Source organism: Silvanigrella sp., from assembly GCF_044369315.1.
Taxonomy (GTDB): Bacteria; Bdellovibrionota_B; Oligoflexia; order Silvanigrellales; family Silvanigrellaceae; genus Silvanigrella.
This window is the reverse complement of the sequence record NZ_JBIPMD010000115.1, coordinates 1-10,020: the sequence shown is the minus strand read 5'-3', so window position 1 is coordinate 10,020 and position 10,020 is coordinate 1. Positions and strand designations below refer to the sequence as shown.

The following is a 10,020-nucleotide window of genomic DNA, read 5'->3' as shown; positions in this document are numbered from 1 at the left end:
CTCTGTATGTTTCCACTTGAAATCCATCTCTACTTCCCCCAATTACAATCCAAGGAAGATACTTTACTCTCATATGATCTTTTTTTGCAACAGAACCATTTGGTGCGCCAATAAGTAAGTAATCTTGAGTTGTGGCTGCTGGAGTTGTGGCTGCTGGAGTTGTGGCTGCTGGAGTTGTGGCTGCTGGAGTTGTGGCTGCTGGAGTTGTGCCTTGGGAAGCAGCTGCTTGAGCATCATTTGATCCACTACTAGAATTACTACCGCCAGTGGATTTATTACAACCTACAACAGCAAGGGTTACAGAAGATAAAACAAGGGAAATTTTACAAAAACTAGACATAAAACAACCTTTCTTTGAGAGGCGCGTTAAAAACAAAAATGCTGAAAAATTCAACATATTCGCGCTCTAGTTCGTTATATTATAAAAAAAGGGGTTACAGTATGATGAATGCTTAATTAAATAGCTATTTTGTGGTGTTTATTTATAAAATTTTATGAATAAATAATTTCTTAATAATAATTTGGAACTAGAGAGAATAATTATTATAAAATATAGAAAATATTTAGTTAAAATCTTAAAGAGGCAAGTACAAATCCGAATTGTTTTTCTCCAATCCAAAAGGCGGGGATAGCAAATCCAATATCGCTGCCTTCTCCAACAATCAAGGCGCCCGCTTTAGGCAATTCTTTTTTCTTAACTATATTTTTTTCTTCTTTTTTAGGTGCAACATATCCTTGTCCAGGAATAACTGGAGGCATGCTATAATAATAATAATTATCATCATTGTTTTCGGGTGTGTAGTTAAAGTATGAGTTTGTTTGAGCTTTTGAAACATTATACAACCCATAAGCACTGCCCATCATAAAGCCAATAGAAGCTCCTCCAGCAACAACACGTATGTTGTTCATAGGAGAACCCGATAAAAACGGTAAAATAGCTGTGCCCATAGTGGCTCCAAATAAGGCTCCATATCCTCCTGCCACAAAAATATCTCTCATGTCGTCTTCTCCACCACCATAAACCTGTTGAGCTTGAGCTGTAAGTGGAAAAAGAAAGGTAAATAGAAAGAGAGTTTTTGAAATTAAGGATAAGCTTGTACCCTTATAAAAAATGCTTTTTTCTAAGTCCCCCATAATTTTTTAATCTCCTTATTTTATATTTTATCCTTTGATATATATAAAATAAACCTATCAATATTGTAATAGTCAAACAATAATTAGGAAAAAAATTCCTTTTTTGGGGCTCAATTGTTATCTTTTTATAAGTGCCTTAAGTAATAGGATAATTTTTTTTTATAAGATTGCTTGACAAGATTGGCTGTCATACATTATTCACCTCTTCACCGAGACGTACGCTGGCTTAGCTCAATTGGTAGAGCACCTGATTTGTAATCAGGCGGTTGGGGGTTCAATTCCCTTAGCCAGCTCCACGGTGTCGGGGAGGTTCCAGAGTGGCTAAATGGGGCGGACTGTAAATCCGCTGTCTTACGACTTCGGCAGTTCGAATCTGCCCCTCCCCACCATTTAAACTGTGTATTTATGCAGTCACATCTTAAGCGGGTGTAGCTCAATTGGCTAGAGCGTCAGCCTTCCAAGCTGAATGTTGAGGGATCGTGCCCCTTCACCCGCTCCAAATTTGTTTTAACTCTCTTCTTTTTTGCTACTTTTGCATCTACTATTTTACATAAGCCCATGTAGCTCAGTGGTAGAGCACTTCCTTGGTAAGGAAGAGGTCTCCGGTTCAAGCCCGGATATGGGCTCCAGTATTTATCAAAAGCAACTTCACTAGAAAATATTTAATTATATTGGTATCGATTAAACGATAAATACTTTTTTTGTTGATATAACAAAAAAATTTCTTTTTTTCATATGAAATAAACAAAAAGGTTTTTTATGCTAATTGATTTAAATAATGGAAAACTTCCTAAAGCGATGCTCGTAGGTGTGCCTACCCCAGAAGTAAATGATTATGAAAACCAAGAATCTTTAGAAGAATTAAAAAGACTTGTTACGACATTGGGCTTTACAGTAGTCTCAACTACTTATCAAAGAAGACAAAATGTTTCAGGTGCGGTTCCATTAGGGGAAGGCAAATTAAAAGAAATTGCTAAGGTTACTGGCGGGACAGGAATTGTAAAAACAGGACCCGTTATCAAAAAAACAAAAGCAAAATTAAAAGAAGAAGAAAATAATAAAAAAGAAGAAGACTTAGAAACAGATGAGTATTCTTTAGAGGAAGAAGATGATGAAGAAATATTTGACCCCTCTAAAAAACCAGATGCGATTATTTTTGATTGTGAATTAACACCGTCTCAAATAGCAAATCTGAAAAGTGCTTTTTCTGTTGAAGTGATTGATAGAACTGGCGTAATTGTTGAAATCTTTAGCAAACATGCCAAGACAAGAGAAGCAAGACTTCAGGTTGAAATTGCCCGATTGAAAAATTTGGCACCGCGTATTCGTGAAAGCGGTTCAAGTGAAAGACAAGGAAGTGGCGCTGGTGCTCGAGGTGCTGGTGAGACAGATATTGAACTTGATAAGCGTCGAATAAGAGATCGTATTGCTGAACTTAAAAGAGAAATTTCTTCCATCCAAAAAGAACAAGGAACAAGGCGTAAAAAACGCTCTGATCAGCCTTGTGTTGCTTTAGTTGGGTATACAAATGCTGGTAAGTCCTCTCTTATGAGAAGATTAACAGGAAGCGAAGTTTTAGTGGCAGATAAATTATTTGCTACTTTAGATACAACAGTAAGAATGCTGCATCCAGAAACGCATCCTAAAATTTTAGTTTCAGATACAGTTGGATTTATAAGAAAGCTTCCGCATGATCTTGTCGTATCCTTTCGTTCCACATTAGATGAGGCTTTAAACTCCTCTTTGCTTTTGTATGTAATAGACTCTTCTGATAAAAGTTGGCGAACACATTTAGAAGTTACTAAAACAACACTGTCTGGTATTGGTGTTACAGAGGAAATGTCTTCTATTTATATTTTTAATAAAATTGATTTATTGTCCCAAAAAGAGCTGCATGAGCTAAGGCATGAATTTCCAAATTCTTTATTTATTTCTACAAGAAATGATAAAGATATTAAAATGATTCATGATTTTATTAGAGAGTTTTTTGAAAAAGAAATGTCAGATGATAAATTATTTATATCTTACCAAACACAAGGGGCAATAGGAGATATTAGAGAAAATTTAAGAGTTATAGAAGAAAAACACGAAAATGATGGGATATATATTACTGTTAGAGGTAAAAAAGAAGTCATAAAGAAATTAAAAGAGCGTTATCAGCTTTAAAAAGTATAAAGCAATTATTGTATTCCTTTTAATCTAAAAATTATTCAATTGTTATAAAAGATAAAAAATAATAAAATTGATATTTTTTTTTAGCTCTTCATTATAATTAATTGGTATAAAAACAATAAAAAATTATTAATTTGATTAAAATTAAAGCAGTATTTAAAAGTGTGTCATTTTTTTAATTGTTTGAAAAAGTATGAATTTATTCATAAAATCATACTTTCTTATGTCTCTTTTTGATGGTTGTGTTGAAAAAACAAGGCATCAAAAAATATTGTTTTTTTTGTTAGAAAAAAATTGGTAGTCTTTTTTTTTTAGATACCTCATGTTAAGGCTTGCAATTTAAAATAAGTTGAGTTTATAACTCACAAAGAAGCCATGACACAAAAAGTTCGGAGGATTAATGCTTCTTAAACCATCCCAATATTTCCCTACCTTTGATCTCTCGCCATAGCATTGTCCTCACAAAATATACATTCCACATTTCTTCCTCAGAAGAACGACACAGAGGGTTAGCACCGAACGGCTGGCCCTCTGATTTTATAATGTCATAAATTAATGTCAGAAAAGTTTACTTTACAAAATAGAGTATTTTTTTAAAATGATGTGAATCAGTTTTGAAAAAATAAAATATTTAAATTTTTTCTATGAATCGAATAGATAAAAAATAATTTATGAATTTTTAAAATAAAAAAATAAAAGATAAATGTTTAATAGACATAGTAAATAATTTCTATGTCTATTTTATTACAAATTTTAATAGAATTATAAACTCTAAAAACATGAAATACGGAACAATAAGAACTGAGAAAGGTCGAAGGAGTCCAAATATCAAAAATTTGAATTTTAACTCAATAAAAAATGTCGCTAGTATTGCTTTCTAGGTTATAATAACTTAACTTAATAAAGTAACGTTAACAATGCAGTCAAAAGGAGATTGTGATGCCTAGTAAAGACAGCAAAAAAAAGAAGAAACAAGACAAAGCGAAGTCAGCTCCTGTTGTAAATCAAACAAAACCTCAAGAGCCACAAGCAGTTTCAAAAGACTCAAAAAAGCGTTGATTATCAACGCTTTTTTGTTTTAAACACAGTCAAAATAAAATAGATAATTTTAAGAATTAAATATTTTTACATCATTCCTAACTTTTTTCATAGATGACAAACTCAAAATATTCATAACATATTCTTGAATTAAAGGGTATTTTTTTACTTCTTCTTTAATACACAATAATGAGGGAGCAATGATAAAATCTGGGGCACTAATTTTATCTCCTAAAACAAATTTATTTTTTGCTAAATTTCTATTTAGAAACTCAGCGCAAAATGCAAATCTCCTTACATTTTCTTCAACAATTGCAGGTATTCTTTTTTCAACAGGGTACCATTTAGCATGAAACAAAATTTGAAAACAGACAGGGTCAAGAGTGCTAACAGCAAAATACATCATTTCTTCATATAGAGCGATTTCTTTTATATTTTTATCCGGAAAATAAAGCCTGTCTTTATACTTTCTAGCTAAATAATTACAAATTGCTCCCGATTCTGAAATATGAAGTCCGGTTTCGTTATCTATTAAGAAAGGGACGGTCCCATTGGGATTTAGTTTTAGGAACTCTTCCGATTTATACTCTCCTTTTGGAATAGAAATTGTCTTTTTATTGTAAGGAATATTTATTTCTTCAAGTAAAAATTTGACTCTATCAGAACGAGAGGCAGGGCTTTCATAAAGAATGATTTGATGACTTGACACAACAGTCTCCTTCTTGCAATGAATTCAATGGTGTCATTATAGAATAACCTTGAGTCATTAGGAAATTTATGAGGAATAAAGTATTTAAGGAAAACCCAAATCAAGCCTTTCATCTACATGCTAAAAAATCATTGGGGCAAAATTTTTTAAATGATCAAAATATTATTGAAAAAATAGCTAATTCCATCAATTCTTTATTTCTAAAAGATGGTAACAAATATTTACATGAAATAGGTCCAGGCTCAGGTTCACTTACAAAACCATTACTTGATAGAGGAATTCACATTCTTGCCCTTGAAAAAGATCAAAGAGCTGTAGATGGTTTAAATGAAACTTTAGCAAAAAATAATCCAGATCAAATTAAAGTAGTTCAAACAGATATTCTAAAATGGTCTCCCGATAACGATAAAAAAATTTCTAATTTAAGTAAAACAATATGTGTTGGTAATTTACCTTATTATATTACAAGTGATATTTTGTTTTGGTTTTGCAAATATAAAGAATTTTATAATCATGGTATTTTTATGGTTCAAAATGAAGTTGCTGATCGTTTAAATGCAAAACCAGGAACAAAAGATTATGGAAGATTAACGGTACGTATTCAGTTGTTTTTTCATGTACAAAAGCTATTTGAAGTTCCATCACATTGTTTTGTTCCAAGGCCAAAAGTAGATTCTGCGATCGTTCAATTAACTCCAAAAGATTTTTCTTTTTCTACCTTTGAAGAGGATAATGCTTTTAGTAAATTCACAACAGTTTTATTTAGTGCTCGCAGAAAAATGTTACGTCGTGCTCTTGCGGCTCAATTAGGTGAGTTAGAAAAAAAAGAACCAGGAAAAATAGAAAGTTTTTGGAAGTTAGCTCATCAACATGGTATTAGCGAAGAAACAAGACCAGATACTCTTCCTCCAACAACGATATTAGCATTCCATAAATTTTTTTTAGGGATTAATTAAAGAAATTTATATTGAAAATCATTATCAATAATTTTTTAATTTTTTTTATGAAATTATCAAAAGTGTATATCAAATTTTAATATCAAAAATATACGATGCAAAATTTTCGCATAGAAAAAAGCTGTTACTATTAGAAGATTTCATAATAAATCAATTTTTAATATTTTAATTGATAATGACGATCTAAAAGATTGATTACGGTTATGCTTTAAGCAAAGTACGATCTTATTGTTACGCTTGCAATTTGCTATATGTGAGTATTAGCTTTATATGTTTGGCAGGATGAGTGTTTGGCTCAAATTGTTTATAAGGTCGTCGTGTTTTTTTGTCTTTTTTTAGGAGAATTGCTCTATGTCGGCAAATTCTGGTTTTTTAACGAGTACCATTGGTAAAAAATACTTTATGGCTATCACTGCTATAGTATGGTCTTTGTTTGTAATGGTTCATATGCTTGGTAATTTGTTAATTTTTATTGGTGCAGAGGCATATAATAAATATGCGCATGCATTAACAGCGAATCCTGCAATTTATATAATAGAGGCCTTTTTGTTAGGTGTTCTTTTAATACATGCTTTCACAGGAATTAGTTTAGTTATCCGAAATTCAAGATCGAAACCTAAATTTTATTCTGTAACACCAGTAAAAGAAAAATCCGCATCTATTACTTCACGCACCATGATTTATACAGGCTCCATTGTATTAGCATTTTTAATTTGGCATTTAATTACATTTAAATTTGGACCAACATATCTTGTTACTTATGATGGCGTGCAAATGCGCGATTTATTTAAACTGGTTTTAGAAAAATTTCAAGATCCTGTTTATGTAGCTTCATACTGCATAATAATGGTTTTAATTGGAATGCATCTTTATCATGGTGTGCAATCTATTTTTCAAACTCTTGGAATAAGTCATCCCCGTTATAATAAATTTTTTAAATATTTTGGCTACACCTACGCAGTTATTGTTTCAGCGGGTTTTTTCTCTCAACCACTTTTTGTATTTCTTGCAAGGTAACAAAATATGACATTTAATTTTGATTCAAAAAGTCCAACTGGTCCTATTGAAGATAGATGGACTAATCATCGTTTTTCATCAAAGCTTGTAAATCCTGCGAATCGAAGAAAACACTCAATCATTATTGTTGGAACAGGACTTGCAGGAGCTTCTGCTGCAGCTTCTTTGGGTGAAATGGGTTATCATGTAAAAAGTTTTTTTATTCATGATTCTCCAAGAAGAGCCCACTCAATTGCTGCTCAAGGTGGAATTAATGCAGCAAAAAATTATAAAAATGATGGCGACTCTATTTATCGCTTATTTTATGAGACAATAAAAGGTGGTGATTACCGTGCTCGCGAATCAAATGTTTATCGCTTAGCAGAAACATCTGTCAGAATTATCGATCACTGTGTTGCATTGGGTGTTCCTTTTGCTAGGGAATACGGCGGCCTTTTAGATACAAGATCGTTTGGTGGGACTCAGGTTTCTCGTACTTTTTATGCACGTGGACAAACGGGACAACAATTATTAATTGGCGCTTATCAGGCTATGATGCGTCAAGTGTCTGATGGCAATGTGGATATGTATCCACGTCGAGAAATGCTTGAATTAGTTATGGTAGATGGCCATGCGCGAGGTATCATTGTTCGTAACCTTATAACAGGTGAACTTGAATCTCATCACGCCGATGCTGTTGTACTCGCAACAGGCGGCTATGGTAACGTCTTTTATCTATCAACAAATGCAAAAGCTTCAAACACATCTGCAATTTGGAGAGCTCATAAAAAAGGAGCCCTTTTTGCAAACCCATGTTATACACAAATTCATCCAACCTGTATTCCCGTTTCTGGTGATCATCAGTCTAAGTTAACACTTATGTCTGAATCTTTAAGAAATGACGGACGTTGTTGGGTTCCTAAAAATTTAAATGATACTAGAATGCCTTCACAAATTCCTGAAAATGAACGCGACTATTATTTGGAACGCCGTTACCCAAGTTTTGGAAATTTAGTTCCTAGAGATGTGGCATCAAGAGCTGCAAAACTAGAATGTGATAATGGACATGGTGTAGGTCCTTCTAAATTAGCTGTATTTTTAGATTTTCAAGACTCCATAAATCGATTGGGTGAAGATAAAATTAGAGAAAAATATGGAAATTTATTTCAAATGTATGAAAAAATTGCAGGCGAAAATCCATATAAAACTCCAATGAGAATTTATCCTGCCGTTCATTATACAATGGGCGGACTTTGGGTAGATTATAATTTACAATCTACTATTCCTGGTTTGCATGTTTTAGGTGAAGCAAACTTTTCGGATCATGGAGCAAATCGACTTGGTGCATCTGCTTTAATGCAAGGACTCGCTGACGGTTACTTTATTATTCCAACAACTTTAACAAATTATATTGGTGGCACAAATTTACAAAAAGTAACAACAAACAATCCAGAGTTTAAAGAAGCAATGGATAGTGCAAAAAATCGTATTAACAAAATACTCGGTGTTAAAGGTAACAAAACAGCAGATCAATTTCATAAAGAACTTGGTCATGTTATTTGGGATCACTGTGGTATGGCTAGAAATAAAGAAGGCTTAGAAAAAGCTCTTAAGATGGTTCCAAAAATCAAAGAAGAATTTTGGAATAATATTTCTGTTCCTGGAACAGGGGAACAATTAAATCAAGAGCTCGAAAAAGCAGGACGTATTGCAGATTTTATTGAGTTAGGTGAGACAATGTGCCTTGATGCTCTAACAAGAGAAGAATCCTGTGGTGGCCATTTCCGCGAAGAACATCAAACTCCAGATAATGAAGCAAAAAGAGACGATGAAAAATTTGCCCATGTTGCTGCTTGGGAATTTAAAGGTGAAGGCAAAAAACCAGAACGTCATGTCGAAGAATTAAAGTTTGATTATTGTCACCCAACTCAACGCAGTTATAAGTAACAAAAAGGATAATGGCCTTATGGAAAGTAAACACGAAAGTAACAAAATGATGACTTTGCACCTCAAAGTGTGGAGACAAAAAAGTCCACATTCGGAAGGTAAGTTGGTTGATTATGAACTCAATAACGTAAATCCAGATATGTCGTTCCTTGAAATGTTAGATATATTAAATCAAAAGTTGATATTAAAAGGGGAAGAACCCGTTGCATTTGATCATGATTGCCGCGAAGGAATTTGTGGCTCATGCGCTATGGTAATCGATGGCAATCCCCATGGGCCACAAAAATCAACAACAGCATGTCAGTTGCACATGAGACATTATCATGATGGGCAAACAATCGTTGTTGAGCCATTTTTAGCAAAAGCGTTTCCTCTTATTAAAGACCTAGTTGTCGATAGAAGCGCATTTGATCGTGTTATTCAGGCCGGTGGTTATATTTCTGTGAATACAGGAAGTTCTCCCGATGGAAACGCTTTACCAATTGCAAAAGAAAATGCCGATTTAGCATTCGATGCGGCAACTTGTATTGGGTGTGGCGCTTGTGTTGCTGCTTGCCGTAATGGTGCAGCAATGTTGTTTGTTTCTGCAAAAGTGTCGCAACTTTCTTTGTTACCTCAAGGACAAGCGGAAAGAGCAGAACGTGTTGCAAAAATGGTTTATCAAATGGATGCAGAAGATTTTGGTTCTTGTACAAACATGGGGAGTTGTGCTGGGGCGTGTCCAAAAGATATTAGTTTAGAGAATATCGCAAGGTTAAATAGAGAGTTTATGCGCTCCATGATTTCAGGACGTAAAAGTTATCCACGTAAAGGTGGTGCAAACGAAGGCTCTCCTGCTTAATTATAAAAAATAATTCATAATAAAATAAAAAATGAGATTATGAATTATTTTTATTTTTTTAATAAAATAAACTATCTAGTTAAAAATCCTAAATAATAAATTTTTTGGTTCTGTTGCAAAAAAAGATCATATGAGAGTAAAGTATCTTCCTTGGATTGTAATTGGGGGAAGTAGAGATGGATTTCAAGTGGAAACATACAGAGCGAATGATTATAATAATGGCAGTC

At 33.3% G+C, this 10,020-nt stretch carries 8 protein-coding genes and 4 tRNA genes; 9 read left to right on the top strand and 3 right to left on the bottom strand.

What is annotated here, in order from left to right; all coding sequences use genetic code 11:
• Together ACIQ56_RS10200 and ACIQ56_RS10195 are read right to left on the bottom strand one after the other, a co-directional pair.
• The coding region (locus ACIQ56_RS10200) for a hypothetical protein (protein WP_397600956.1) at positions 1–340 on the bottom strand (340 nt) is incomplete at its 3' end.
• Between the two features lie 227 nt (positions 341–567).
• On the bottom strand, positions 568–1,134 hold the full coding sequence (locus ACIQ56_RS10195) for a hypothetical protein (RefSeq protein WP_397600955.1): 567 nt from the start codon (positions 1,132–1,134) through the stop codon (positions 568–570).
• Positions 1,135–1,354: 220 nt separating this feature from the next.
• Between ACIQ56_RS10195 and ACIQ56_RS10190 the strand changes: the two genes are divergently transcribed.
• The 5 genes from ACIQ56_RS10190 to hflX all read left to right on the top strand — a co-directional run bounded on the left by ACIQ56_RS10190 (position 1,355) and on the right by hflX (position 3,300).
• Positions 1,355–1,430: transfer RNA gene (locus ACIQ56_RS10190), tRNA-Thr, on the top strand.
• Between the two features lie 7 nt (positions 1,431–1,437).
• Positions 1,438–1,523: transfer RNA gene (locus ACIQ56_RS10185), tRNA-Tyr, on the top strand.
• A gap of 33 nt (positions 1,524–1,556) precedes the next feature.
• Positions 1,557–1,633, top strand: a tRNA-Gly gene (locus ACIQ56_RS10180).
• Positions 1,634–1,688: 55 nt separating this feature from the next.
• Positions 1,689–1,763, top strand: a tRNA-Thr gene (locus tag ACIQ56_RS10175).
• A 130-nt stretch (positions 1,764–1,893) separates the two neighbouring features.
• On the top strand, positions 1,894–3,300 hold the full coding sequence (gene hflX / locus ACIQ56_RS10170) for a GTPase HflX (RefSeq protein WP_397600954.1): 1,407 nt from the start codon (positions 1,894–1,896) through the stop codon (positions 3,298–3,300).
• 1,114 nt (positions 3,301–4,414) lie between these two features.
• Here hflX and ACIQ56_RS10165 read toward each other — a convergent pair.
• Positions 4,415–5,053: a glutathione S-transferase family protein gene (locus tag ACIQ56_RS10165; RefSeq protein ID WP_397600953.1), complete on the bottom strand. Its 639-nt coding sequence runs from the start codon at positions 5,051–5,053 to the stop codon at positions 4,415–4,417.
• A 68-nt stretch (positions 5,054–5,121) separates the two neighbouring features.
• On the opposite strand from ACIQ56_RS10165, the gene rsmA reads away from it, so the two are divergent.
• From rsmA to ACIQ56_RS10145, 4 genes are all read left to right on the top strand, one after another.
• Complete coding sequence (gene rsmA, locus ACIQ56_RS10160; protein WP_397600952.1) at positions 5,122–6,009, top strand: 16S rRNA (adenine(1518)-N(6)/adenine(1519)-N(6))-dimethyltransferase RsmA; 888 nt, start codon at positions 5,122–5,124, stop codon at positions 6,007–6,009.
• Positions 6,010–6,360: 351 nt separating this feature from the next.
• Positions 6,361–7,026, top strand: coding sequence for a succinate dehydrogenase cytochrome b subunit (locus ACIQ56_RS10155; protein WP_397600951.1), 666 nt, complete (start codon positions 6,361–6,363; stop codon positions 7,024–7,026).
• A gap of 6 nt (positions 7,027–7,032) precedes the next feature.
• A complete protein-coding gene (locus ACIQ56_RS10150) occupies positions 7,033–8,952 on the top strand; it encodes a fumarate reductase/succinate dehydrogenase flavoprotein subunit (RefSeq protein ID WP_397600950.1) in 1,920 nt (639 codons plus the stop codon).
• Between the two features lie 19 nt (positions 8,953–8,971).
• Positions 8,972–9,793, top strand: a complete 822-nt coding sequence (locus tag ACIQ56_RS10145) for a succinate dehydrogenase/fumarate reductase iron-sulfur subunit (protein WP_397600949.1) — start codon at positions 8,972–8,974, stop codon at positions 9,791–9,793.
• The last annotated feature ends 227 nt before the right edge of the window (positions 9,794–10,020 follow it).

What these genes read in the sequence shown, in the direction of transcription:
- ACIQ56_RS10195 (WP_397600955.1), bottom strand. Translation starts at nt 1,134, where the DNA reads ATGGGGGACTTAGAAAAAAGCATTTTTTATAAGGGTACAAGCTTATCC.
- hflX (WP_397600954.1), top strand. Translation starts at nt 1,894, where the DNA reads ATGCTAATTGATTTAAATAATGGAAAACTTCCTAAAGCGATGCTCGTA.
- rsmA (WP_397600952.1), top strand. Translation starts at nt 5,122, where the DNA reads ATGAGGAATAAAGTATTTAAGGAAAACCCAAATCAAGCCTTTCATCTA.
- ACIQ56_RS10155 (WP_397600951.1), top strand. Translation starts at nt 6,361, where the DNA reads ATGTCGGCAAATTCTGGTTTTTTAACGAGTACCATTGGTAAAAAATAC.
- ACIQ56_RS10150 (WP_397600950.1), top strand. Translation starts at nt 7,033, where the DNA reads ATGACATTTAATTTTGATTCAAAAAGTCCAACTGGTCCTATTGAAGAT.
- ACIQ56_RS10145 (WP_397600949.1), top strand. Translation starts at nt 8,972, where the DNA reads ATGGAAAGTAAACACGAAAGTAACAAAATGATGACTTTGCACCTCAAA.